Source organism: Pseudomonas sp. Irchel 3E13, from assembly GCF_900187455.1.
Lineage (GTDB): Bacteria > Pseudomonadota > Gammaproteobacteria > Pseudomonadales > Pseudomonadaceae > Aquipseudomonas.
In genome coordinates, this window is sequence record NZ_FYDX01000002.1 from 336113 (window position 1) to 360372 (window position 24260).

Sequence of the window (24260 nt, forward strand, 5' to 3'; positions counted from 1 at the left end):
GTGGAGAGCCAAGGCAATGCGCAGTTGGGAAGAACCGAAAAAGAAACGCGTGCATATCGAAATCATCCCGATGATCGACGTGATGATGTTCCTGCTGGTGTTTTTCGTGCTGATCAGCCTGAACGTGATTCCGGCCCTGGGCATCAAGACCCAGTTGCCCGGCGCCGCCCACGCCCAGCAGTTGAAACCGCAGAACAAGGCGGTGATCACCCTCGGCCTGAATGAGCGTTTGCAACTCGACGGCCAGGACCTCGGCGAAGACGCACTGGTCGCGCAATTGAAGACCCTGGAAAACACCAGCGAGAAACTGGTGATCATCCTCAACAGCGACCGAGACGTTGAAGTCGGTCGGCTCGTGGCCGTGATGGACCTGCTCAAGAGCAACGGTTTTTCCTCCGTCTCCATCGCCACGCGAAAGCTGTAAGCCATGTCGGTCCTGTTCAAATCGCGAAAAGTCATCGCGTGCCTGCCGGCCATCTGCCTGCTGGTGATCGCTGTTCAGAGCGCCCTCAAGGCGGAGTTGAAGATCACCCCGAAGTACGACGAAACCACGGTCGAGGTGGCACTGATCGATCCGGCGGACCTGCAGCCGGAACCGGTTCCGCCGCCACCGCCGCCAGAGCCGGAACCTGTGCCCGAGCCGCCGCCCGAGCCAGACCCGGAGCCGGTGGTCGAACTGCCGGAGCCGCCGCCCAAGCCCAAGCCAAAACCGCCTGAGCCCAAGCCGCAGCCGCCCAAGCCGAAACCCCAGGTGGCCAAGCCGGCATCACCCCAGCCCGCCGCGCAACCGGCAGTGGCTCCGGCAGTGGCAAGCAAACCGCCAGCGGCCGCGACACCGGCGCCACCACCACCGCCGGCGCCGCCCAAGGTCAACATCGCGGCATTGGAAAACAGCTACATCGCCGCGCTGCACGCGGAGTTGGAGAAGTACAAGCAATACCCGCGAGGCCGCGAGGCATCGCTGCAACGCCCGGAGGGCAGTGTCGTGATCTGGCTGCTGATCGACCGGGGAGGAAAGGTGCTCGATTCGGGCATCGAGAAGAAAGCCGTGAGCATGCTGCTGAACAAGGCAGCGCAAACCAGCTTGCGCCGTATCGAGCAAGTAAGGCCCTTTCCCGAGGCCGTATTCGAGGGCAGGGATAAGTACCGTTTTATCGCGACGCTTGTTTACAACATAGAAAACTAGGTTCCCCGGAAAGTGCCCAGCCGACGATCGCTCAGATCGCCGGGCGGGCCTCTGCACGCGCGAAACCTGGCATCTGTCTTCACACGATCAATCACAAACAAGGGAGGGAAGCTTGGTGAAACTCAATCGGCTGTTCGTCATGATGTTGACCGTTGGTTGCGGCGGTTGGACCGCCTCGACACTGGCGGAAGACTCCGTCGATATCGGTAGCGTCAACGTTACCGGTCAAACCGTGGGCAACGGTTTGATGGTGCAGGAGGAAGCGGCCAAGGCGCGCTCCACGGTCACCAAGGAAGCCCTGGACAAGATGAGTCCGACAAGCAACGGTATCGACAAGCTGAAATACACGCCCGGCATCAACGTCTCCAGCGACGACAGCACCGGCCTGAGCGGTTTCAACTTCACCATGCGTGGCATGAAATCCGACCAGATCGGCATGACCATGGACGGCGTGCCGATCAACGACTCGGGCAGCTTCGAGGTGTACCCGAACCTGCTGGGCGACCCGGAAAACCTCCAGGAAGTCTTCGTGACCCAGGGCTCCTCCGAACTGGATGCGCCGCATATCGGTTCCAGCGGCGGCAACATCGGCCTGGTCTCGATGGCCCCGAGCAAGGACGCCGGGGTGTTCTTCAAACAGACCGTTGGCAGCAACAACCTGAGCAAGACCTTCGTTCGCCTGAACACCGGCGAATACAACGGCCTGAGCAACTACATTTCCGCGTCGAAGACCAACAGCGACAAATGGAAAGGCAAAGGCGACCTGGACGCCGAGAAGTTCGAACTCAACAGCCTGTTCAAGTTCGGTGAAGGCAACTCGATCCAGGGCATCATCAAGTACCACAAGCAGGAAAACTACAACTACGTTTCGCCGAGCCTGGCGCAGTACAAGTCGGACCACGACTACGATTTCCCCAACGTACCGACCTATAACCCGACCACCGGCAAGCTCACCACCGCCAGCTACGAGACCAGCCGCAACCCGTACGAAAACGTAACGGCATCGGTCACCAGCCGCTGGCAGTTGCGCGATGACCTGCAACTGACCGTCGCGCCTTACTACTACTGGGCCAACGGCGGCAGCTACCGCGCCTTCGGTTCGCCAGCCACCCTCACCCGAACCACCAACAGCTCCGGCAACTATGACCTGAGCAACCTGAAGACCACTGCCCAGTACAACGCCGACGGCGACCCGGTCAGCGGCCGTTACTACCGTCCGTCCTGGACCGAAACCTGGCGCCCGGGGGTCAACACCAAGCTGAGCTGGGCGTTCAACGACGAACACAACATCGACTTCGGCTACTGGTACGAACGCGCCCGCCAGCGCCAGACCCAACCGTTCATCTACCTTGAAGCCGATGGCAGCCCGACCGACATCTGGGGCAACTACGAGAGTTCCAACCAGGTCAGGGACGCCAACGGCAAGGTTGTACAGGGCCGCAACTACTTCACCATCACCCCGGTGCACAAACTGTTCGTCCAGGACACCTGGACCGCTACCCCCGACCTGACCCTGACCATGGGCCTGGCCTACGAGCACTCCACCCGTGACGGCGACCTGAAGGCCAGCCTCTACGACACGCCTGAAAAGCGCGACAAGACCTACCACGAGTTCCTCCCGAGCTTCAGCGCGCGCTACCAGATCAACGAGGACAACCAGGCGTTCTACAACGTCACCCGCAACATGCGTACACCGCCCAACTACGTGCTCTACAACGCCGGGGACTCGATCAGCCTCAAACCCGAGCTGAGCTGGAACCAGGAGCTGGGCTGGCGCTACGCCACCGATGACATGGCGTTGTCGGCCACGCTGTTCTACCTCAAGTTCAAGGATCGCCAGGTGTCGAGCCGCGACGAGGTCACCGGTGACTACCTGATGCTCAACGTCGGCAAGGTCGAGAACAGAGGTGTCGAACTGGAGTTCAGCGGCCTGCTGCCGCACAACTTCAACTACTACGCCTCCTACACCTACACCGAGGCCGAGCAACAGAACGACACCCTCTACTACGGTGTGTACGTGCCGACCAAGGGCAAGCAGATCGCCGGCGTGCCGAAGAACATGTTCAACCTGAGCCTGGGCTACGACGACGGTCGCTTCTACGGCAACGTCATCGGCAAGTTCGTCGACAACCAGTTCGGCGACCTGACCAACGACCAGAGCATCCCGCACTACACCACCGTCGACATGAACGTCGGCTACCGCTTGCCGGTGAACAAGAAGTTCGTCAAGGACGCCACCGTGCGCCTGTCGCTGAACAACGTGTTCAACCGCGAGTACCTCTCCGGCGTGCAGACCACCACCTTCAACTCGGTGCGCTACAACGGCAGCGGCTCGGCCTTCGCCGGCGCCCAGACGCCTTACTACACCATCGGCGAAGAGCAGACGGTCGCGCTCTCCGTGGAAGCCAACTTCTAACCCTGCCTTCTAACCCAGAGCCAGGACCGGCCTGCGAGCCGGTCCTGCCCCGTGCCTGAACCGCCAGAGGTAACCCGCCATGAACATGGACCTGCTCCACGACATCACCTTCTACATCATGTACGGCGCTGCCGCCCTCGCCGCCTTCGTGGTCGTGGAACGCGGCATTTTCTTCGCCCACAACCTGCGCCGCGCCCGCGCCCTGGAAGCGGCCCTGCACCAGAAGGTGCGCCACTTCGACGAACTGCCCGCCGAACTGCGCCAGCGCGACAGCCTGCCGTTGCAGTTGCTGCGTCAGCTCTTCGACGGCCGCGTCGGCCTGCATTCGCACAATGAGCTGGAAGACCTCGGCCAGGCGATCTACATCGCCATGCGCGGCAAGCTCAACCATGGCCTGTGGATCCTCGAAGCGGTGGTCGCCGGCGCACCGTTGCTGGGCCTGCTCGGCACCATTCTCGGCATCATCGACACCTTCAAGGCCCTGGCCGAAGCCGGTGTTTCCGACCCGGGCGAAGTCTCTCGCGGCATCGGTACCGCGCTGTACGCCACCGCCTTGGGGATCGCCATCGCCCTGGTTGGCCTGGTGTTCAACAGCCACCTTCAAGACCGCCTCGAACTGATCAACGACAACCTGAAGATGCTCCTGTTGCGCGCCGGCATGGGCACCGCCTTCAGCACCCGGCCCGTTACCGCGCCGGCTGCCTCCAGCCTGCAACCTGCCTGACCGGCCGAGGATCGTCATGCCGCATCCACGTCTTGCCTTACGTCCCCTGCCGCTGATGCTGGCGGCCCTGCTGCTGGCCAGCGGCTGCCAACCGGCGAAGCCGCCGGTCAACGTCACTATTGCCGCCCTCAACGATTTCCACGGCAACCTGCAACCGAGCCCGTTCCAGAACGGCGAGGTCAAGCTCAAGGCCGGCGGAATCGGTCCGCTCAGCGGTGCGTTGGGCGAGTTGCGCAAGCAGGATCCGCAACTGCTGCTGGTGGGCGTTGGCGACATGGTCGGCGGCAGCCCGCCGATCTCCTCGATGTGGGCCGACGAGCCCAGCCTGAAAGCGCTGAACCTGCTGGGCCTGAAATTCTCCGTGGTCGGCAACCATGAGCTGGACCACGGCAAGGCCGAGTTGCTGCGGCAAATCAACGGCGGCTGCCAGTCCGACCGCGCCGCCCAGGCGTGCCAGTTCGACAAGGACTTCAAGGGCGCGGGCTTCCCCTACCTCTCCGCCAACCTGATGGACCGCCAGACCGGCAAGGCGCTGTTCCCGGCCTACCGCATCGAACAGGCCCACGGCGCGAAGATCGCCTTCGTCGGCGCCACCCTCAGGAACGTCGATGCCTACGTCAGCGCCAACAGCATGAAAGGCCTGTACACGATCGATGAAGCCGAGGCGATCAACGCCCTGCTGCCGGAACTGACCGCGCAAAAGGTCGACGCCGTGGTCGCGGTGATCCACCAGGGCGGCGCCACCCCGGAGCGCTTCGACCAGCAGGCGTGCAGCCAGTTGAGCGGCGACGTGGTGGACGTAGCCAAGCGGCTCGACCCGACGATCAAAGTGGTGCTCACCGCCCACACCCACGAAGGCTACCTGTGCCGTGTCGGCGACAAGCTGGTGACCCAGGGCGCCTCGTTCGGCCGCCTGCTGACCCACCTGACCCTGACCGTGGATACCGACAAGCACCAGTTGCTCGACGTCAAAGCCAACAACCTGGTGGTGGACGCCCAGCGCTACCACGCCAGCCCCGAAATCGCTCCGTTGCTGGCGGAAATCGAAACCCGCAGCCAGGCGCAACTGAGCAGACCGGTGGCCCGCCTGGGCGCCCGCGAAGTGCTTCGCGCCACCAACGAGGCCGGCGAATCGGCCATGGGCGACCTGATCGCCGACGCGCACCTGGCCGCCACCCGCGCCCTCGGTGCCCAGGTCGCGTTGATGAACCAGGGCGGCATGCGCATGGATATCAGCCTGGAGGACGGCCAGGAGCAGGTGAATTACGGCCAGGTCGCCACCGTGCAGCCGTTCAACAACAGCCTGATTCTGCTCACCCTGACCGGCGCGCAACTGCGGCAACTGCTGGAGCAGCAATGGCAGGACGGCAGCATGGGTTTCTATCCGCTGCAACCTTCGGCCTCGCTGACCTACCGCTGGGACGACCGCCAGCCGAAGGGCCAGCGCGTGCTCGCCGACAGCCTGCTGGTCGACGGCCAGCCGGTGCAGCCGGAGCAGCCCTACCGCATCGTCATGAACAGCTTCCTCGCCGAGGGCGGCGACAACTTCAGCGTGCTCAAACAGGCCAGTGACCGCCTCGACACCGGGATCAACGACCTCGACGCGATGATCAGCTACCTGCAGGAACGTGATCGCGCGGGCCAGCCCGGCGGCCTCGCCGAGGCGCAGCAGCGCATCCAGAAAGCCACAGCGCAGGTGGCCAGCAATGCGCAGTGAAGACTGGCAAACGCTGCAGGATCGCCTGTTGCCGGAGGCTATCGCCGCCGCCGACAGCGCCTGGTGCCCGCACTCGGAATTCCCCGTGGGCGCCGCGTTGCTGACCGCCGACGGCAAGGTGATTCGCGGCTGCAACGTGGAGAACGTGTCCTATGGACTGACCAACTGCGCCGAGCGCAGCGCGCTGTTCAGCGCCATCAGCCAGGGCCTGGCGCCCGGCAGTTTCAAGGCGCTGCTGGTGTACGCGCCCAAGGTGCCGGTGATTTCGCCTTGCGGTGCCTGTCGCCAGGTGATGGTGGAACTGCTGGCGCAGGACTGCCCGGTGATCTGCGTCGGCCACGACAGCGCGGCAACCCGCCACTGGACCGCCGGGCAATTGCTGCCCGGCGCCTTCATCGAGTTTTGACCAGACCCGCCAGACCGACCGCAGACGTCGGCGGCGCTTACTTGAATCCTCCGGGGAAATGATCGATGGGCTTCATCGGTATCGTGGTGTTGTTGCTGTTGGCGGTGGCGCTGTCCAGTAACCGCAAGGCCATCCGTTTGCGCACCGTCGGCGCGGCGTTCGCCGTGCAGGCCGGGCTGGGCGCATTCGCCCTGTACGTGCCCTGGGGCCAGAGCACCCTGGGCGGTATCTCCGAGTCGGTGAGCTCGCTGCAGGGCTACGCCGATCAGGGCATCAGCTTCATCTTCGGCGGCTTGAGCAGCAGCAAAATGTTCGACGTCTTCGGCACTGGCGGCTTCGTCTTCGCCATCCGCGTGCTGCCGCTGATCGTGTTCTTCAGCAGCTTCATCGCCGTGCTGTATTACCTGGGCGTGATGGACCTGGTGATCCGGGTGATCGGCGGCGGCCTGCACCGCGTGCTGGGCACCAGCCGCACCGAGTCGATGGCCGCCACGGCGAACATCTTCGTCGGCCAGACCGAGGCGCCCATGGTGATCCGCCCCTTCATCCGGCGCCTGACCCGCTCCGAGCTGTTCGCGGTCATGGCCGGCGGCATGGCCTCGGTGGCCGGTTCGATGCTGATCGGCTATGCCAGCCTGGGCGTCGAACTGAAATACCTGATTGCCGCAAGCTTCATGGCCGCTCCGGGTGGATTGCTGATGGCCAAGCTGATGGAACCGGAAACCGAAACCCCGCAGCAGCACCCGGACGACGTGCCCCAGGACCACGGCGACAAACCGGCCAACGTTATCGACGCCGCCGCCCTCGGCGCCTCGTCCGGCCTGCAGCTCGCGCTGAACGTCGGCGCCATGCTGCTCGCCTTCATCGCCCTGATCGCCCTGTTCAACGGCATCCTCAGTTGGAGCGGCAACTGGTTCGGGGTCCCGGAACTGAGCATGCAACTGATCCTCGGCTACCTGCTGGCGCCCCTGGCCTTCGTCCTGGGCGTGCCCTGGAGCGAAGCCGTCACGGCCGGCGGCCTGATCGGCGAAAAGCTGGTGCTCAACGAGTTCGTGGCCTACGTCGACTTCGCCGCCCACCTCGACCCGGCGCAAGCCGCCGCCAAGGGCGTGGCGGTGCTGTCCACGCAGACCCAGGTGATCATCACCTTTGCCCTGTGCGGCTTCGCCAACCTCGCCTCCATCGGCATCCAACTGGGCAGCCTGGGTGTGATGGCCCCCGAGCGACGCCCGGACATCGCCCGCCTGGGCCTCAAGGCGGTGGTGGCCGGCACCCTGTCCAACCTGATGAGCGCGGCACTCGCCGGGCTCTTCCTGGCCATCTGAACCGAATCCAATGAATGCGTGTGAACTGACATGACCGAACTCGATGCAAAGCACTCGCGCACGCTGATTGCGCTGATGGACCTCACCTCCTTGAACGACGATGACAGCGACGCGCACATCGTCGAGTTGTGCCACAAAGCTACAACCCCGGCCGGCCACGTGGCCGCGGTCTGCGTGTACCCGCGCTTCGTTGCCCTGGCACGCAAGACCCTCGATGAACTCGGCGCGCAGACCGTGGCGGTGGCCACCGTGGTCAACTTCCCCGCCGGCAGCGCACCCGTTGACGAAGTGCTCGAACAGACCCGCCAGGCCCTGGCCGACGGCGCCGATGAAATCGATATGGTCTACCCCTGGCGCGCGCTGCTGGCCGGCGATGCCGACAGCGGCTTCGCCCTGGTCCGCGCCTGCAAGGCGCTGTGCGCGGACCGCGCAGTGCTCAAGGTGATTCTGGAGACCGGCGAGCTGGCGTCCCCGGCGCTGATCCGCCAGGCCAGCCTGGATGCCATCGACGCCGGCGCCGACTTCATCAAGACCAGCACCGGCAAAGTGAAGGTCAATGCCACCGTCGAGGCGGCGCGGATCATGCTCGAATGCATCGCCACGAGCGGCACCCACGTTGGCCTGAAACCGGCGGGCGGCATCAGGACGCTGGCCGATGCGCGGGTCTATCTGCAACTGGCCGAACAGATCAATGGCCCGCACTGGATCTCGCCGCGGCACCTGCGCCTGGGCGCTTCCAGCCTGCTCGACGACCTGCTGCGCCACCTCGGCACGGACACGGCCAGCCCGACGCGAGGAGCGTACTGATGGCCTGGCTCCCACAGGAAGTGATCCGCCGCAAACGCGACGGCAAGGTGCTCGACGATGCGGATATCCGCCGCTTCGTCAGCGGCATCACCGACTTCAGCATCAGCGAAGGCCAGGCTGCCGCCTTTGCCATGGCCGTGTTGCTCAAGGGACTCAACGTCGAGGAACGCATTGCCCTGGCCTCGGCGATGCGTGACTCCGGCCGGGTGCTGAGCTGGAACCTGCCCGGGCCGGTGGTGGACAAGCACTCCACCGGCGGCATCGGCGACCTGGTCAGCCTGCCGCTCGCGCCACTGCTGGCGGCTTGCGGCTGCTACGTGCCGATGATTTCCGGGCGCGGCCTCGGTCACACCGGCGGCACCCTCGACAAGCTCGACAGCATCCCCGGCTACGACAGCCAGCCGGATATGGCGAAGCTGCGCGAGGTGGTGGCCGGGGTCGGCTGCGCCATCATCGGCCAGACCAACGACCTGGCGCCGGCGGACAAGCGCCTGTACGCCATCCGCGATGTCACCGGCACGGTGGAGTCGATCGACCTGATCATCACCTCGATCCTGAGCAAGAAGCTCGCGGCGGGCCTTGATGTGCTGCTGATCGACGTGAAGATGGGCAATGGTGCATTCATGGCCCTGCCCGGCGATGCCACCGCACTGGCTGAAAGCATCGTCGCGGTGGCCAATGGCGCCGGGGTCCGCACCCGTGCGCTGATCACCGACATGAGCCAGCCCCTGGCCCGCTCGGCAGGCAATGCCCTGGAAGTCGAGGAAGCCATCGCCCTGCTGCGCGGTGAAGTGCGTAGCCCGCGCCTGTGGGAGGTGACCCTGGCCCTGGCGGAACAGACCCTGCTCTGCGCCGGGCTTGCCAGCAGCCTCGAACTGGCCCGCGAGCAACTGCTTGCCGCCTGGCACAGCGGTGCGGCACTGCAGCGTTTCCAGCGCATGGTCGAGGCCCTTGGCGGCCCCGCCGACCTGACCGAGCGCCCCGACGCGCACCTGCCGGCCGCACCGGTGGTGATCCCGGTGCCGGCACCGCAAGCGGGCATCGTGCACAGCATCGACACCCGCGCCATCGGTCTGGCGGTGGTCAACCTCGGCGGCGGTCGACGCAACCCGCAAGATCCGATCGACCCCGCCGTGGGGCTCACCCGCCTGTGTTTCCCCGGCGAAGCGGTCGGCCCCAACCAGCCTCTGGCACGGGTGCACGCCCGCGACCTGGCCCAGGCCGAGCAGGCCGCCGCTGCGGTGCAGGCGGCCTACCGCATTGCCGGCGTGCCCTTCGAGGCGCCCGCGCTGATTTCCCGCCTGTGCCTGGAGCCGCAATGAAGCGCGCCCTGCTGCTGGTCCTCGACTCCCTGGGTATCGGCGCCAGCGCCGACGCCGAGCGCTTCGGCGATGCCGGCGCCAACACCCTGCTGCATATCGCCGAGGCCTGTGCCCGCGGCGAGGCCGATAACCGCGGACGCCAGGGGCCGCTGCACCTGCCGAACCTGGCGCGACTCGGCCTGGGTCACGCCACGGCCCTCAGTGGCGGCGTCTTCCCGCCGGGCCTGCGCGCCGACGGTCCGGTCGAGGGCGCGTGGGGTTACGCCAGGGAATTGTCCAGCGGCAAGGACACACCGTCCGGCCACTGGGAAATTGCCGGCGTGCCGGTGCTGTTCGACTGGGGTTATTTCCCCGCGCCGGAACACAGCTTTCCGCCAGAACTGCTGAACGCGCTGATTACCCGCGGCGAGCTGCCCGGCACCCTCGGCAACTGCCACGCCTCGGGCACCGCGATCATCGAACGGCTCGGCGACGCGCACGTTCGCAGCGGCCAGCCGATTATCTACACCTCGGCCGACAGCGTGCTGCAGATCGCCGCCCACGAAACCCGTTTCGGCCTGGAGCGGCTATACGCCCTGTGCGAACTGGCCCGCGAACTGTGCAACCCCTACGGCATCGGCCGGGTCATCGCCCGGCCGTTCCTCGGCGACAGCGCCGCGCATTACCGGCGCACCGGCAACCGCCGCGACTATGCGGTGCCACCGCCGGCGCCGACCCTGCTCGAGCGCCTGTGCGCCAGCGGCGGCCAGGTGTTCGCCGTTGGCAAGATCGGCGACATCTTCGCCCACCAGGGCATCAGCCGGCAGTACAAGGGCGACGGCAACGCCGCGCTGTTCGATGCCACGTTGCAGGCCCTGGCCGATGCACCGGACAACACCCTGGTGTTCAGCAACTTCGTCGACTTCGACATGCTCTACGGCCACCGCCGCGATACTGCCGGCTACGCCGCGGCCCTCGAAGCCTTCGACCAGCGCCTGCCTGAACTGCTGGCGCAGATGCGCCCGCAGGACCTGCTGATCCTTGCCGCCGACCACGGCTGCGACCCCAGCGCGCCGGGCAGCGACCACACCCGCGAACACATCCCGGTGCTCGCCTGGGGCAACGGCGTCAGCGCCGGCAGCCTTGGCGAGCGGGAAACCTTCGCCGATATCGGCCAGACCCTGGCCGCCTTTTTCGGCATGCCGCCCTGCACCCATGGCCGCTCGTTCCTCTCGACGCATTTCACCTCACCCTCACCCCGCGGCCAGTGCGCCGCGCCACGGAGTACCTGCAAATGAATGCACGCCAATCCCTGCGTAACGGCCTGATGCTCGTCGCCGGTCTGTGGGCCGGCCAGGTCCTGGCCTGGGGCCAACAGGGCACGGCCCTGGTCGGCGAACTGACCCAGCGCCAGCTCACCCCCGAGGCGAAGGCCGAGGCCGGGCGCCTGCTGGGCCTGATCAAGCAGACCGACTTCGCCGTGGTGGCCAACTGGGCCGGCAACCTGGACCAGAACCCACAGACCAAAGAGCTGTGGCAGCAAACCAGGAACCAGCGGCTGGTGATCTACAAGGCTGACGATTGCACCTTCCAGCTCCCGCGCGACTGCCCGGACGGCATCTGCAGCGTCGCCGCCATCGAACGGAATCGCGCCGCCCTGGCCGATCCCAAGGCACCCAACCAGACGCGCCTGATGGCCCTGCTGTTCCTGATCCACCACACCAGCGATGCCAGCTCGCCGCTGAACAACAGCTTCAAGGACGACAAGGGCGGCTACGACTTCCCGGTCAAGGCCGGCGGCAAGACCTACAACCTGCGCCAGGTGTGGGATGACTTCCTGCTCGGCTCGGCCAAGCTGGACGTGAAAGCCTACGCCGACAAGCTGCAGAAAGACCTTCCCGCAGCCGATTCGGACAACCCCGCGCAGTGGTCGCAACAGGCCTGCCAGATCGTTCGCGACGGCGGCATCTACCCGCAAAAGGCCGAGAAGAAGCGCAAGTTGCCCACCCATCGCGCCCAGGGCGATGACGACAGCGGCGATATCGACTACGCCGCCAAGAACATCGAATACAACCGCTCCGGCAAGGACTACAGCCGTGGCGACAAGCTGATGAACGAAAAACCGCGTGACGGCGCGGGCGACGGCATCGACGGCAACTACATGAGCACCTTCGTGCCGGTTGCCGAGAAACAGGTGCAGCTAGCCTCCGCCCGCCTTGCCCGACTGCTCAACGCCGCGTTGGTCGCCGGTCGTCCCGCGTCCTGAATCCCCTTTTGGCCGGGGTGGTCTTGCCGGCCATTTTTTTCTTCGCTTAACGTGAGTAGCCATGAACTCTCCAAGCCTGCGTTTCCTGCCGTTACTGCTTGCCCTCGGCCTCGCCGGTTGCGCCGCTACGCCCCCCTCCGGCACGGGCGAACAGCGTGTGTCACTGATGACCTGGAACGTCGAAAACCTGTTCGACACCGTCCACGACGAGGGCAAAGAAGATTTCGCCTACCTGCCGCGCAGCGTGAAGCAGGCACATCCCGAGTACCTGGCGACCTGCGCCAGAATCACCGTGGCGGCCTGGCGCGACGAGTGCGAGAACAACGACTGGACCGATGCCCGGCTGGACGAAAAACTCACCCGCCTGGCGGACGTCATTGGCCAGATCGGCAACGGGCGCGGTCCCGATATCCTGCTGCTGGAAGAAGTGGAAAACCTGAACGTGGTGGACATGCTCAACGCCCGCCTCGGCACGTCCGACTACCAGACCCGCGTGTTGCTGGAAGGCTGGGACGAGCGTGGTATCGACACCGCCGTGCTGAGCCGCCTGCCGCAGTGGGATCGACCGATCCTGCACAAGGTCCCCTACCGCAACGAGAACGGCGACAGCTCCGACAAAACCGGCAAGACCCGCGGCATTCTCGAAGTACGCCTGCTCCTGCCGGACGGCCAGAAAGCCTCGGTGTTCGCCGTGCACCTGCCCTCCGGCGGCGGCCCCGGCTATCTTCGGCGCCAGGCGGTGGACTACCTGGCCGAGCTCAAGCGTCAGTTGCCTGCGGATGTGCTGCCGATCGTCGGTGGCGACTTCAACATCAACGCCGGCGAAGAGCGCCAGCACCGCTACATCGCCGACCGCCTCGCCAGCACCTGGAGCGTGTCGCACCTGATCGGCTGCAACGACTGCAAGGGCAGCTATTACTACCACCGCAACCGCGAGTGGTCGTTCTTCGACATGCTGCTGTTCCCGCAGCAAATGACCACCACCGGTTTCAACGGCTGGAAGGTCGATCCCGCCAGCATTCGCCTGCCTCATCAGAGCCGCTATCAAGTGAACAAATGGGGCTCGCCGGCGCGCTTCGAGGGCGGCAAATACCCCGAGGGCGTCTCCGATCACTGGCCGATGTACGCGGAGATCCATCGCTGACAGAATTGTCCGACAAGACTGTGGCTCCAGCGACCCTGGCACGCGTCCCACGTCAACGAAATCACCCGGTGTTTGTAGTAGCGTTGCCGCCACAAGTGGCAACGCCAAGGAACGGAATGACAAACCACAAGATCAACATCCGGCGCAAAAACGTCGAGAAAATCCTCTTGGCTGCCGAACAGGTCTTCGCCGAACAGGGCCACGCGGGCACCTCCATGTCCGACATCGCCAAGCGCGCCGACCTGCCCCGCTCGAACCTGCATTACTACTTCACCACCAAGGACGACCTGTACCGCGAAGTGCTGGTCAACCTGCTCAAGGTATGGGAGCGCGAAGGCGCCTGCTTCGTGCACTTCGACGACCCGCGCGTGGTGCTGACCAGCTACGTGCGCGAAAAGATGACCCACTCGCGCATCCGCCCCCATGGCTCGAAACTCTGGGCCAACGAGATCATGCACGGCGCCCCGCTGTTCCGTGACATCCTCGACGAACACCTGTTCGCCGGCGCCAAGTTCAAGGAGAACAAGATTCGTCAGTGGGTAGAGGAAAAACGTATCCGCGACGTTGAACCGTTCGCGTTGCTCTACATGATCTGGGCCTCGACCCAGCACTACGCCGACTTCGACTACCAGGTCAGGGCGCTCAACGATCACCAGCCGCTGAGCGACGAACAGTTCGAGCGGGCCGTGCAGACCGTGACGGCGGTGGTGTTGCGGGGGATCGGACTGGAGCCCTGAGACCGCTGTCGGCCTTTCGGGCGTTATCGCTTCGCTGTGGCGTCCCGAGAAGCCAGCGCCCCAAGCCATCTAAAAAAAAGATATACACTGCCAGGCACCAACAAAACTCATAAAAGCCTCCCCGCCATGATGACCCTGCGCCAGATCCGTCATTTCATCGCCGTCGCCGAAACCGGGTCGATTTCCGCCGCCGCCCAGGCGGTGTTCATTTCCCAGTCCACCCTGACCCTGGCGATCCAGCAACTGGAGGAGGAAATCGGCGTCAGTCTGTTCAGCCGTCACGCCAAGGGCATGACCCTGACCCATCAGGGCCATCAGTTCCTGCGCCAGGCGCACCTGATCCTCGCCACGGTGGATAACGCCAAGCGCAGCCTGCAACAGAGCACCGACCAGGTGGCCGGGCAATTGACCATCGGCGTGACCAGCTTGGTCGCCGGTTATTACCTCGCCGACCTGCTGACCCGCTTCCAGCGCGCCTACCCCAACGTCGAAATCCGCGTGACCGAAGACGAACGGCCGTATATCGAGCACCTGCTGGTGGCCGGCGAAATCGACGTCGGCGTGCTGATCCTGTCCAACCTCGAAGACCGCCTGGCTCTGCAGACCGAGGTCCTCACCCACTCGCCGCACCGTCTCTGGCTGCCGGCCCAGCACCCGCTGCTGGAGCGAGACAGCATCAGCCTCGCCGATGTCGCGGACGAGCCGCTGATCCAGCTCAATGTCGATGAAATGGAGCAGAACGCCCGCCGCATGTGGGCCGGCGCTGGCTTGCAAGCGCAGATCAGCCTGCGCACGGCGTCCACCGAGGCGGTGCGCAGCCTGGTGGCGGCGGGCCTCGGCGTGTCGATCCAGCCGGACATGACCTACCGCCCCTGGTCGCTGGAAGGCGACATCATCGAGGCGCGGCCGCTGGCCGACCTCAACCAGACCCTCGATATCGGCCTGGCCTGGCGCCGGGGTACGGCGCGGCCGGCGCTGGTGGACCCGTTCCTGACCGTAGCCCGCGAACCGGGCAGCGCCCGCAAGCCATCTATTTAATCGAACGCCCCCTTCAATATTTAGAATTTGTCGACCTGCGCACACCGCTCTAGGCTCTGTAAGAAATATCGCCCACCCATGTCGGGCGAATAATTAAAACAACAGAGAACCTGAAGAATGTCCGGTGCGCACTCGACCCCGCTGTCCACAGCCTTGTTGATCGATGGCGAACTGGTTGCCGGCGCGGGCCTGGCCGAGCCAATCTTCAACCCGGCCAATGGCGAAGTGCTGACGCAGATCGCCGAGGCCAGTACCGAACAGGTCGAGGCGGCGATCCAGGCCGCCCACCGCGCCTTTGCCACCTGGTCGCGGACCACGCCGCAACAGCGCTCGAACATTCTCCTGGCCATCGCCGATGCCATGCAGCGGCAGGCCGATCACCTGGCCCGCCTCGAAGCCCTCAACTGTGGCAAGCCGCTGCACCTGGCGCGCCAGGACGACCTGCCGGCCGCCATCGACGTGTTCCGCTTTTTCGCCGGCGCCGTGCGCTGCCAGACCGGGCAACTGGCCGGTGAGTACCTGCCCGGCTACACCAGCATGGTCCGCCGCGATCCGCTGGGCGTGGTGGCGTCCATCGCGCCGTGGAACTACCCGATCATGATGGCGGCGTGGAAGATCGCCCCGGCCCTGGCCGCCGGCAACACCCTGGTGTTCAAACCGTCCGAGCACACCCCGCTGTCGATCCTGGCCCTCGCGCCGACCCTCGCCGAGCTGCTGCCGCCCGGTGTGCTGAATATCGTCTGCGGTGGCGGCGAAGGGGTTGGCAGCCATCTGGTCAGCCACGCCAAAGTGCGCATGGTCTCGCTCACCGGCGATATCGTCACCGGGCAGAAAATCCTCCAGGCCGCGGCCAAGACCCTCAAACGCACCCACCTGGAACTGGGCGGCAAGGCCCCGGTGATCGTCTGCAACGACGCCGACCTCAAGGCCGTGGTCGAGGGCGTGCGCAGCTACGGCTATTACAACGCCGGCCAGGATTGCACCGCCGCCTGCCGCATCTACGCTCAGGCCGGCATCCACGACCAACTGGTCGCCGAGCTGGGCGCGGCGGTCAGCAGCCTGCGCTTCGCCGGCAAGCGTGACGCCGACAACGAGATCGGCCCGCTGATCAGCATCCGCCAACGCGACCGCGTGGCCAGCTTCGTCGAGCGCGCCCTGAGCCAGCCGCATATCGAACGGGTCACCGGCGCCGCCGTGCATTCGGGCCCTGGCTACTATTACCAACCGACCCTGCTGGCCGGCTGCAAGCAGAGCGACGAAATCGTCCAGCGCGAAGTGTTCGGCCCGGTGGTCACCGTGACCCGCTTCGACGAGCTGTCACAGGCGGTGGACTGGGCCAACGACTCCGAATACGGCCTGGCCTCCTCGGTCTGGACCCGCGACCTGGACAAGGCGATGCAGGTCGCCGCGCGCTTGCAGTACGGCTGCACCTGGATCAACAGCCATTTCATGCTGGTCAGCGAAATGCCCCACGGCGGCCTGAAACGCTCCGGCTATGGAAAAGACCTGTCCAGTGATTCGCTGCAGGACTACAGCGTGGTCAGACACATCATGGCCCGCCACGGCGAACACCTGAGCTGAATACCGATACGCACTACGCTAACAAGACCGTTGTACCGCTTTCACTTACTGCCCCGACCATAATTTGAAAAAGAGGGAACACCATGTTCGTGCACAAGACCGCATTGCTCAGCGCCCTGAGCACCGCCCTGCTGGCCAGCGCCAGCCTGCAGGCCGCCGAACCGCTGAAGGCTGTGGGTGCCGGCGAAGGCCAACTGGATATCGTCGCCTGGCCCGGCTATATCGAGCGCGGTGAAAGCGACAAGAACTACGACTGGGTCACCGGGTTCGAGAAGGAAACCGGCTGCAAGGTCAGCGTTAAAACCGCCGCGACTTCCGACGAAATGGTCAGCCTGATGGCCAAGGGTGGCTACGACCTGGTCACCGCGTCGGGCGACGCCTCGCTGCGGCTGATCGTCGGCAAGCGCGTGCAGCCGATCAATACCGCACTGATCCCGAACTGGAAAAACATTGACCCGCGTCTGCAAGACGGCGCGTGGTACGTGGTCAACAAGCAGGTTTACGGCACGCCTTACCAGTGGGGCCCGAACGTGCTGATGTACAACACCCAGGTCTTCCCGCAGGCGCCGACCAGTTGGAGCGTGGTGTTCGAACCGCAGAATCTGCCGGACGGCAAGCCGAACAAAGGCCGCGTGCAGGCCTATGACGGCCCGATCTACATCGCCGACGCGGCGCTGTACCTGAAATCGACCAAGCCGGAACTGGGCATCCAGAACCCCTACGAACTGAACGAAACCCAGTACAAAGCCGTGCTCGACCTGCTGCGCCAGCAGCAGCCGCTGATCCACCGCTACTGGCATGACGCGACCGTGCAAATGAGCGACGTGAAAAACGAAGGCGTGGCCGCGTCCAGCTCCTGGGGTTACATGGTCAATGGCCTGAAGGCCGACAACCAGCCCGTGGCCTCAACCATTCCGAAAGAAGGCGCCACCGGCTGGGCCGACACCACCATGCTGCACGCCGAGGCCAAGCACCCGAACTGCGCCTACAAGTGGATGGACTGGTCGCTGCAACCGAAGGTGCAGGGTGACGTTGCCGCCTGGTTCGGTTCGTCGCCGGCGGTGCCAGCGGCCTGCACCGGTAGCGAACTGCTGGGCGCCGAAGGCTGCAAGACCAACGGCTTCGACCAGTTCGACAAGATCGCCTTCTGGAAAACCCCGCAGGCTGAAGGCGGCAAGTTCGTGCCGTATAGCCGCTGGACCCAGGATTACATTGCGATCATGGGCGGGCGGTAAGCGACCGACCTCATCGCGAGCAAGCTCGCTCCTACATCCCACAGGTAGGAGCGAGCTCGCTCGCGATGCCCCCCCAAAAAATCTCCACATCAGTTCAGTCGTCCAGGCCTGGGCCGCTGCACACCCCCATGCCTATCCGGAGCACCGCACCATGACCCTTGCAGTCCAGTTCACCCAGGTTTCCCGTTTGTTCGGCGAGGTGAAAGCCGTCGACCGGGTGTCCATCGATATCCAGGACGGCGAGTTCTTTTCCATGCTCGGCCCCTCAGGCTCGGGCAAGACTACCTGCCTGCGCCTGATCGCCGGCTTCGAACAACCCAGCCACGGCTCGATCCGCATCCACGGCGCCGAAGCCGCGGGCCTGCCGCCCTACCAGCGTGACGTCAACACGGTGTTCCAGGACTACGCGCTGTTCCCGCACATGAGCGTGCTGGACAACGTCGCCTACGGCCTCAAGGTCAAGGGCATCGGCAAACAGGAACGGCACGCCCGTGCCGAAGAAGCCCTGGGCATGGTCGCCCTCGGCGGCTACGGCGGGCGCAAGCCGGTGCAATTGTCCGGTGGCCAGCGCCAGCGCGTGGCCCTGGCTCGCGCCCTGGTCAACCGCCCGCGCGTGCTGCTGCTCGACGAGCCACTGGGCGCCCTCGACCTCAAGCTGCGCGAACAGATGCAATCCGAGCTGAAAAAGCTCCAGCGCCAGCTCGGCATCACCTTCATCTTCGTCACCCATGACCAGACCGAAGCGCTGTCGATGTCCGACCGCGTCGCCGTGTTCAACCGTGGCCGCATCGAGCAGGTGGACACCCCGCGCAACCTCTACATGAAGCCGGCCACCACCTTCGTCGCCGAGTTCGTCGGCACCTCCAACGTGGTCCGTGGCGAGTTGGCCAGCCAGTTGAGCGGCAGCGTCCAACCGTTCTCGATCCGCCCCGAGCACATCCGCCTCGGCGATGCCGCGGCCAGCGATCAAGTACAGATCAGCGGCGTGCTGCACGACATCCAGTACCAGGGCAGCGCCACCCGCTACGAGCTGAAGCTGGACAACGGTCAGTTGCTCAACGTCAGCCAGGCCAACAACCAGTGGCAGGCCGAGGCCGCCCAGTTGCAGCCGGGCCAGCGCCTGGCCGCGCACTGGGCGCGGGAAGCCATGACGCCACTGGCCGAAACCGTGCTGAGCGAGGGTCGCTGAAATGAGCCTGGCCCTGGAAAAACCGGCGCTGACTGCGGCGGGATCGCCGATGCGGCGTTTCTCGACCCTGCTGTACCGCAAACCCAACCTGTACCTGGCGCTGCTGCTGATCCCGCCACTGATCTGGTTCGGCGCGATCTACCTCGGCTCACTGCTGAGCCTGTTGTGGCAGGGGTTCTACACCTTCGACGACTTCACCATGGCGGTGACGCCGGACCTGACCCTGGCCAACTTCGCCGCGCTGTTCAACCCGGCGAACTTCGACATCATCCTGCGCACCCTGGGCATGGCCGTCGCGGTGTCCATCGGCAGCGCGGCACTGGCCTTCCCGATCGCCTACTACATGGCGCGCTACACCACGGGCAAGACCAAGGCGTTCTTCTACATCGCGGTGATGATGCCGATGTGGGCCAGCTACATCGTCAAGGCCTACGCCTGGACCCTGCTGCTGGCCAAGGGCGGCGTGGCGCAGTGGTTCGTGCAGGCGCTCAATCTGGAGCCGGTGCTGCAATTCATCCTCGGCATCCCGGGCGTGGGCGGCAGCACGCTGTCGACCTCGCACCTCGGGCGCTTCATGGTGTTCGTCTATATCTGGCTGCCGTTCATGATCCTGCCGATCCAGGCCTCGCTGGAACGCCTGCCGCCGTCGCTGCTGCAAGCCTCGGCGGACCTCGGCGCCACCCCACGGCAAACCCTGATGCAGGTGATCCTGCCGCTGTCGGTGCCAGGCATCGCCGCCGGCTCGATCTTCACCTTCTCGCTGACCCTCGGCGACTTCATCGTCCCGCAACTGGTGGGTCCGCCCGGCTACTTCATCGGCAGCATGGTCTACGCCCAGCAGGGCGCGATCGGCAACATGCCGATGGCCGCGGCGTTCACCCTGGTGCCGATCGTGCTGATCGCCATCTACCTGTCCATCGTCAAACGCCTGGGGGCCTTCGATGCACTCTGAAAAAGCTTCGCTGGGCCTGCGCCTGGCGGCCTGGGGCGGGTTGGTGTTCCTGCACTTCCCGATCCTGATCATCTTCCTCTACGCCTTCAACACCGAGGACGCGGCGTTCAGCTTCCCGCCCCAGGGCCTGACCCTGAAGTGGTTCAGCGTGGCCTTCTCGCGGCCTGACGTGCTGGAGTCGATCAAGCTGTCGCTGCAAGTCGCCTGCCTCGCCACGCTGATCGCCCTGGTGCTCGGCACCCTGGCTTCGGCGGCGCTGTACCGGCGCAGCTTTTTCGGCAAGGAAGGCATCTCGCTGATGCTGATCCTGCCGATCGCCCTGCCCGGCATCATCACCGGTATCGCCCTGCTGTCGGCGTTCAAGAGCCTGGGCATCGAGCCTGGGATCTTCACCATCGTGGTCGGCCACGCGACCTTCTGCGTGGTGATCGTCTACAACAACGTCATCGCCCGCCTGCGCCGCACCTCGCAAAGCCTGATCGAGGCCTCGATGGACCTCGGCGCCGACGGCTGGCAGACCTTCCGCTACATCATCCTGCCGAACCTCGGCTCGGCGCTGCTGGCGGGGGGCATGCTGGCGTTCGCCCTGTCGTTCGACGAAATCATCGTGACTACCTTCACCGCCGGGCACGAACGCACCCTGCCGATCTGGCTGCTCAACCAGCTCAGCCGGCCGCGTGACGTCCCCGTGACCAACGTGGTCGCCATGCTGGTGATGATGGTGACCATGCTGCCGATCCTTGGCGCCTACTACCTGACCCGCGGCGGCGAAAGCGTCGCCGGCAGTGGCAAATAACCCTGACTGCCTGACGAGGACTGAATCATGCAAACCAAGCTGCTGATCAACGGCCAACTGGTGGCCGGCGAAGGACCGGGCCACGACGTGCTCAACCCGTCGCGGGGCACCACCCTGGTGACCATCAACGAGGCCACGCCGGCCCAGGTCGATGCCGCCGTGCGCGCCGCCGATCACGCCTTCGACGCCTGGTCGCAGACCGTGCCCAAGGACCGTTCGCTGCTGCTGCTGAAACTGGCCGACGCCATCGAAGCCAACGGCGAGGAACTGGCGAAACTGGAATCGGACAACTGCGGCAAGCCCTACAGCGCCGCGCTGAACGACGAGATCCCGGCCATCGCCGACGTGTTCCGCTTCTTCGCCGGCGCCAGCCGCTGCCTCAACGGCTCGGCGGCGGGCGAGTACCTGCCGGGCCACACCTCGATGATCCGCCGCGACCCGGTCGGCGTGATCGCCTCCATCGCGCCGTGGAACTACCCGCTGATGATGGTCGCCTGGAAGATCGCCCCGGCCCTGGCCGCCGGCAACACCGTGGTGCTCAAACCGTCCGAGCAGACCCCGCTGACCGCCCTGCGCCTGGCGCAGATCGCCGCCGAGATCTTCCCGGCGGGTGTGCTCAATATCGTCTTCGGCAAGGGGCCGAGCGTCGGCGCGCCGCTGGTCAGCCACCCGAAAGTGCGCATGGTCTCGCTGACCGGCTCCATCGCCACCGGCGCCAACATCATTTCCAGCACCGCCGACAGCGTGAAACGCATGCACATGGAACTGGGCGGCAAGGCCCCGGTGATCATCTTCGACGACGCCGATATCGACGCCGCCGTCGAAGGCATCCGCACCTTCGGCTTCTACAACGCCGGGCAGGATTGCACCGCGGCGTGCCGCATCTACGCGCAGAGCGGCATCTACGAGCAGTTCGTGGAAAAACTCGGCAAGGCGGTTTCCAGCATCAAGTACGGCCTGCAGGACGACCCGGACACCGAGCTTGGCCCGCTGATCACCGCGCAGCACCGCGACCGCGTGGCCGGCTTCGTCGAACGTGCCGTCGCCCAGCCGCATATCCGCCTGGTCACGGGCGGCAAGGCGGTGCCTGGCGACGGTTTCTTCTTCGAGCCGACAGTGCTCGCCGATGCCCAGCAGGACGACGAGATCGTCCGCCGCGAAGTGTTCGGCCCGGTGGTCTCGGTGACCCGCTTCGACGACGAAGCGCAGGTGCTGGCGTGGGCCAACGATTCCGACTACGGCCTGGCCTCGTCGCTGTGGACCAACGACACCGGCCGCGCCCACCGCGTCTCGGCGCGCCTGCAGTACGGCTGCACTTGGGTCAACACGCACTTCATGCTGGTCAGCGAAATGCCCCACGGCGGGCAGAAGCTTTCCGGCTACGGCAAGGACATGTCCATGTACGGCCTGGAGGATTACACCTGCATCCGTCACGTCATGTTCAAGCACTGATCGACAAGGACCTTGCATGCAAATCACACGACGCGACTTTCTCAACGGCGTCGCCATCGGCATCGCGGCGGGGATGACCCCGCTGCAGATCCTCCAGGCCGCACCGGACGGACGCTACTATCCGCCGACGCTGACCGGCCTGCGCGGCAGCCACGCGGGCGCCTTTGAAGTGGCGCACCAGATGGGTTGGGAAAAAAAGACGTTCGACACCGACACCCTGCCCATCGCCGAACAGTACGACCTGGTGGTGGTCGGCGGTGGCCTCAGCGGCCTGTCGGCGGCCTGGTTCTATCGCCAGCGCCACCCGCAAGCGCGGATTCTGGTGCTGGAGAACCACGACGACTTCGGCGGCCACGCCAAGCGCAACGAATTCAACGCCGGCGGCCAGATGATCATCGGCTATGGCGGCAGCGAAGCCTTCCAGTCGCCGAACCACCTCTACAGCAAGGAAGTGAACGGCCTGCTCAAGGCGCTGGGCGTGGACATCAAGCGCTTCGAAACCGCCTTCGACCGCAACTTCTACCCGGACCTGAAGCTGTCTCGCGGGGTGTTCTTCGACAAGGAGACCTTCGGGGAAGACAAACTGGTGACCGGCGACCCGACGCCGATGGTCGCCGACGACATCGCCCCCGAGCGCCTCAATGCCCGCTCGATCCGCGATTTCATCAACGACTTCCCGATGCCGGAGGCCGACCGCAAGGCGCTGATCGACCTGCACGAAGCGCCGCGGGACTACCTGGCCGGCAAGAGCAAGGACGAGAAAACCGCGCACCTGGAACGCACCAGCTACCGCGACTTCCTGCTCAAGGACGTGGGCCTGTCGCCGACGGCGGTGGCCTATTTCCAGGGCCGCACCAATGACTTCATGGCCCTGAGCATCGATGCCGTGGCCGCCGCCGACGCCTACAACGTCGGCTTCCCGGGCTTCGCCGCCATGCAACTCGACCCCATCAGCGAAGAAGCCCGGGCGGAAATGGAAGAGCCGTACATCTATCACTTCCCCGACGGCAACGCCTCGGTCGCCCGGCTGCTGGTGCGCAGCCTGATTCCACAGGTAGCGCCGGGCAAGGACATGGAAGACATCGTCCTGGCGAAGTTCGACTACGGCCAACTGGACCAGGCCGCGCACCCGGTGCGCATCCGCCTGAACAGCACGGCGGTGAGCGTGCGCAACGTCGATGGCGGGGTGAACATCGGCTACAGCCGTGGCGGACAACTGACACAGGTGCGCGGCAAACACTGCGTGCTGGCCTGCTACAACATGATGATCCCGTACCTGCTGCGCGACCTGCCGGCCGAACAGGCCAATGCGCTGAGCCAGAACGTCAAGTTCCCGCTGGTGTACACCAAGGTCGTGGTGCGCAACTGGCAGGCGTTCCAGAAACTTGGCGTGCACGAAATCTACGCCGCGACCCAGCCTTACAGCCGGATCAAGCTGGACTACCCGGTGAGCATGGGCGGCTACGAGCACCCGCGGGATCCGAACAAACCGATCGGCTTGCACCTGGTCTACGTCCCGACCACGCCTAACGCCGGCATGAACGCCCGCGACCAGGCGCGGACCGGGCGGGCAAAACTTTACGCACAAAGTTTCGATCAGCTTGAGGCACAGTTGCGGGAGCAGCTACAGCGGATGCTCGGCCCCGGTGGCTTTGATCACCAGAAAGATATTCTGGCGATCACCGTCAACCGCTGGTCCCACGGCTATGCGTGCTTCACCAACAGCCTGTACGACGACGCCGGACAGACTGAAAAGTGGATGGAACAAGCGAAGAAACCGCTGGGCAACGTCACCATCGCCAACTCGGATGCGGCGTGGAGCGCTTACGCGCATGCGGCGATTGATGAGGCGTGGCGGGCAGTTGGGGAGTTGGGTTGAACCGTGGTTTGACGCAGAACCTGTAGGAGCGGCTGTTAGCCGCGAAGGGCCGCCCAGCGGCCCCAAACCCATCCAGCACAGGGTGGCTGTCTTATTCAAAGAAGCCGGC

General features: G+C 65.1%; 21 protein-coding genes. All 21 read left to right on the plus strand.

Features of this window, described 5'->3' with window-relative positions; all coding sequences use genetic code 11:
- Positions 1-16: 16 nt before the first annotated feature.
- The 21 genes from CKW37_RS04065 to CKW37_RS04165 all read left to right on the plus strand — a co-directional run bounded on the left by CKW37_RS04065 (position 17) and on the right by CKW37_RS04165 (position 24151).
- Positions 17-424, plus strand: a complete 408-nt coding sequence (locus CKW37_RS04065; protein ID WP_095154157.1) for a biopolymer transporter ExbD — start codon at positions 17-19, stop codon at positions 422-424.
- 3 nt (positions 425-427) lie between these two features.
- Entirely contained in the window at positions 428-1186 is a 759-nt protein-coding gene (locus tag CKW37_RS04070) for an energy transducer TonB (RefSeq protein ID WP_095154158.1), read from the plus strand.
- 115 nt (positions 1187-1301) lie between these two features.
- On the plus strand, positions 1302-3602 hold the full coding sequence (locus CKW37_RS04075) for a TonB-dependent receptor (RefSeq protein ID WP_218241208.1): 2301 nt from the start codon (positions 1302-1304) through the stop codon (positions 3600-3602).
- Positions 3603-3681: 79 nt separating this feature from the next.
- Positions 3682-4326 (plus strand): MotA/TolQ/ExbB proton channel family protein, encoded by a 645-nt coding sequence (locus tag CKW37_RS04080; RefSeq protein WP_095154159.1) that lies wholly within the window; start codon positions 3682-3684, stop codon positions 4324-4326.
- Positions 4327-4342: 16 nt separating this feature from the next.
- Entirely contained in the window at positions 4343-6043 is a 1701-nt protein-coding gene (locus tag CKW37_RS04085; RefSeq protein ID WP_095154160.1) for a bifunctional UDP-sugar hydrolase/5'-nucleotidase, read from the plus strand.
- On the plus strand, positions 6033-6449 hold the full coding sequence (locus CKW37_RS04090; RefSeq protein ID WP_095154161.1) for a cytidine deaminase: 417 nt from the start codon (positions 6033-6035) through the stop codon (positions 6447-6449). Before CKW37_RS04085 ends, CKW37_RS04090 begins: the two co-directional genes overlap by 11 nt.
- Positions 6450-6514: 65 nt before the next feature.
- The gene (locus CKW37_RS04095; protein ID WP_095154162.1) at positions 6515-7774 is read left to right on the plus strand and encodes a NupC/NupG family nucleoside CNT transporter; all 1260 of its coding nucleotides are present in this window, start codon (positions 6515-6517) and stop codon (positions 7772-7774) included.
- A 30-nt stretch (positions 7775-7804) separates the two neighbouring features.
- Positions 7805-8581 (plus strand): deoxyribose-phosphate aldolase, encoded by a 777-nt coding sequence (gene deoC, locus CKW37_RS04100; RefSeq protein ID WP_095154163.1) that lies wholly within the window; start codon positions 7805-7807, stop codon positions 8579-8581.
- The gene (gene deoA / locus CKW37_RS04105; protein WP_095154164.1) at positions 8581-9903 is read left to right on the plus strand and encodes a thymidine phosphorylase; all 1323 of its coding nucleotides are present in this window, start codon (positions 8581-8583) and stop codon (positions 9901-9903) included. The genes deoC and deoA overlap by 1 nt, the downstream gene beginning before the upstream one ends.
- Positions 9900-11180 carry a phosphopentomutase gene (locus CKW37_RS04110; RefSeq protein ID WP_095154165.1) on the plus strand — a complete coding sequence of 427 codons (1281 nt, stop codon included), beginning with the start codon at positions 9900-9902 and terminating at the stop codon, positions 11178-11180. The genes deoA and CKW37_RS04110 overlap by 4 nt, the downstream gene beginning before the upstream one ends.
- Positions 11177-12148, plus strand: coding sequence for a S1/P1 nuclease (locus CKW37_RS04115; protein ID WP_095154166.1), 972 nt, complete (start codon positions 11177-11179; stop codon positions 12146-12148). Before CKW37_RS04110 ends, CKW37_RS04115 begins: the two co-directional genes overlap by 4 nt.
- Before the next feature lie 61 nt (positions 12149-12209).
- Positions 12210-13292 (plus strand): endonuclease/exonuclease/phosphatase family protein, encoded by a 1083-nt coding sequence (locus tag CKW37_RS04120; RefSeq protein ID WP_095154167.1) that lies wholly within the window; start codon positions 12210-12212, stop codon positions 13290-13292.
- A gap of 116 nt (positions 13293-13408) precedes the next feature.
- Positions 13409-14029, plus strand: coding sequence for a TetR/AcrR family transcriptional regulator (locus tag CKW37_RS04125; protein WP_095154168.1), 621 nt, complete (start codon positions 13409-13411; stop codon positions 14027-14029).
- Between the two features lie 126 nt (positions 14030-14155).
- The gene (locus CKW37_RS04130) at positions 14156-15067 is read left to right on the plus strand and encodes a LysR family transcriptional regulator (RefSeq protein WP_095154169.1); all 912 of its coding nucleotides are present in this window, start codon (positions 14156-14158) and stop codon (positions 15065-15067) included.
- 117 nt (positions 15068-15184) lie between these two features.
- Positions 15185-16648, plus strand: a complete 1464-nt coding sequence (locus CKW37_RS04135; protein ID WP_095154170.1) for a gamma-aminobutyraldehyde dehydrogenase — start codon at positions 15185-15187, stop codon at positions 16646-16648.
- An 83-nt stretch (positions 16649-16731) separates the two neighbouring features.
- Entirely contained in the window at positions 16732-17883 is a 1152-nt protein-coding gene (gene ydcS, locus CKW37_RS04140) for a putative ABC transporter substrate-binding protein YdcS (protein WP_095154171.1), read from the plus strand.
- 151 nt (positions 17884-18034) lie between these two features.
- Positions 18035-19072: an ABC transporter ATP-binding protein gene (locus tag CKW37_RS04145; protein ID WP_095154172.1), complete on the plus strand. Its 1038-nt coding sequence runs from the start codon at positions 18035-18037 to the stop codon at positions 19070-19072.
- 1 nt (position 19073) lies between these two features.
- On the plus strand, positions 19074-20024 hold the full coding sequence (locus CKW37_RS04150; RefSeq protein WP_095154173.1) for an ABC transporter permease: 951 nt from the start codon (positions 19074-19076) through the stop codon (positions 20022-20024).
- Complete coding sequence (locus tag CKW37_RS04155; protein ID WP_095154174.1) at positions 20014-20820, plus strand: ABC transporter permease; 807 nt, start codon at positions 20014-20016, stop codon at positions 20818-20820. Before CKW37_RS04150 ends, CKW37_RS04155 begins: the two co-directional genes overlap by 11 nt.
- A gap of 27 nt (positions 20821-20847) precedes the next feature.
- A complete protein-coding gene (locus CKW37_RS04160; RefSeq protein WP_095154175.1) occupies positions 20848-22272 on the plus strand; it encodes a gamma-aminobutyraldehyde dehydrogenase in 1425 nt (474 codons plus the stop codon).
- Between the two features lie 16 nt (positions 22273-22288).
- Positions 22289-24151: an NAD(P)/FAD-dependent oxidoreductase gene (locus tag CKW37_RS04165; RefSeq protein ID WP_095154176.1), complete on the plus strand. Its 1863-nt coding sequence runs from the start codon at positions 22289-22291 to the stop codon at positions 24149-24151.
- The last annotated feature ends 109 nt before the right edge of the window (positions 24152-24260 follow it).

What these genes read in the sequence shown, in the direction of transcription:
- CKW37_RS04065 (WP_095154157.1), top strand. Translation starts at nt 17, where the DNA reads ATGCGCAGTTGGGAAGAACCGAAAAAGAAACGCGTGCATATCGAAATC.
- CKW37_RS04070 (WP_095154158.1), top strand. Translation starts at nt 428, where the DNA reads ATGTCGGTCCTGTTCAAATCGCGAAAAGTCATCGCGTGCCTGCCGGCC.
- CKW37_RS04080 (WP_095154159.1), top strand. Translation starts at nt 3,682, where the DNA reads ATGAACATGGACCTGCTCCACGACATCACCTTCTACATCATGTACGGC.
- CKW37_RS04085 (WP_095154160.1), top strand. Translation starts at nt 4,343, where the DNA reads ATGCCGCATCCACGTCTTGCCTTACGTCCCCTGCCGCTGATGCTGGCG.
- CKW37_RS04090 (WP_095154161.1), top strand. Translation starts at nt 6,033, where the DNA reads ATGCGCAGTGAAGACTGGCAAACGCTGCAGGATCGCCTGTTGCCGGAG.
- CKW37_RS04095 (WP_095154162.1), top strand. Translation starts at nt 6,515, where the DNA reads ATGGGCTTCATCGGTATCGTGGTGTTGTTGCTGTTGGCGGTGGCGCTG.
- deoC (WP_095154163.1), top strand. Translation starts at nt 7,805, where the DNA reads ATGACCGAACTCGATGCAAAGCACTCGCGCACGCTGATTGCGCTGATG.
- deoA (WP_095154164.1), top strand. Translation starts at nt 8,581, where the DNA reads ATGGCCTGGCTCCCACAGGAAGTGATCCGCCGCAAACGCGACGGCAAG.
- CKW37_RS04110 (WP_095154165.1), top strand. Translation starts at nt 9,900, where the DNA reads ATGAAGCGCGCCCTGCTGCTGGTCCTCGACTCCCTGGGTATCGGCGCC.
- CKW37_RS04115 (WP_095154166.1), top strand. Translation starts at nt 11,177, where the DNA reads ATGAATGCACGCCAATCCCTGCGTAACGGCCTGATGCTCGTCGCCGGT.
- CKW37_RS04120 (WP_095154167.1), top strand. Translation starts at nt 12,210, where the DNA reads ATGAACTCTCCAAGCCTGCGTTTCCTGCCGTTACTGCTTGCCCTCGGC.
- CKW37_RS04125 (WP_095154168.1), top strand. Translation starts at nt 13,409, where the DNA reads ATGACAAACCACAAGATCAACATCCGGCGCAAAAACGTCGAGAAAATC.
- CKW37_RS04130 (WP_095154169.1), top strand. Translation starts at nt 14,156, where the DNA reads ATGATGACCCTGCGCCAGATCCGTCATTTCATCGCCGTCGCCGAAACC.
- CKW37_RS04135 (WP_095154170.1), top strand. Translation starts at nt 15,185, where the DNA reads ATGTCCGGTGCGCACTCGACCCCGCTGTCCACAGCCTTGTTGATCGAT.
- ydcS (WP_095154171.1), top strand. Translation starts at nt 16,732, where the DNA reads ATGTTCGTGCACAAGACCGCATTGCTCAGCGCCCTGAGCACCGCCCTG.
- CKW37_RS04145 (WP_095154172.1), top strand. Translation starts at nt 18,035, where the DNA reads ATGACCCTTGCAGTCCAGTTCACCCAGGTTTCCCGTTTGTTCGGCGAG.
- CKW37_RS04150 (WP_095154173.1), top strand. Translation starts at nt 19,074, where the DNA reads ATGAGCCTGGCCCTGGAAAAACCGGCGCTGACTGCGGCGGGATCGCCG.
- CKW37_RS04155 (WP_095154174.1), top strand. Translation starts at nt 20,014, where the DNA reads ATGCACTCTGAAAAAGCTTCGCTGGGCCTGCGCCTGGCGGCCTGGGGC.
- CKW37_RS04160 (WP_095154175.1), top strand. Translation starts at nt 20,848, where the DNA reads ATGCAAACCAAGCTGCTGATCAACGGCCAACTGGTGGCCGGCGAAGGA.
- CKW37_RS04165 (WP_095154176.1), top strand. Translation starts at nt 22,289, where the DNA reads ATGCAAATCACACGACGCGACTTTCTCAACGGCGTCGCCATCGGCATC.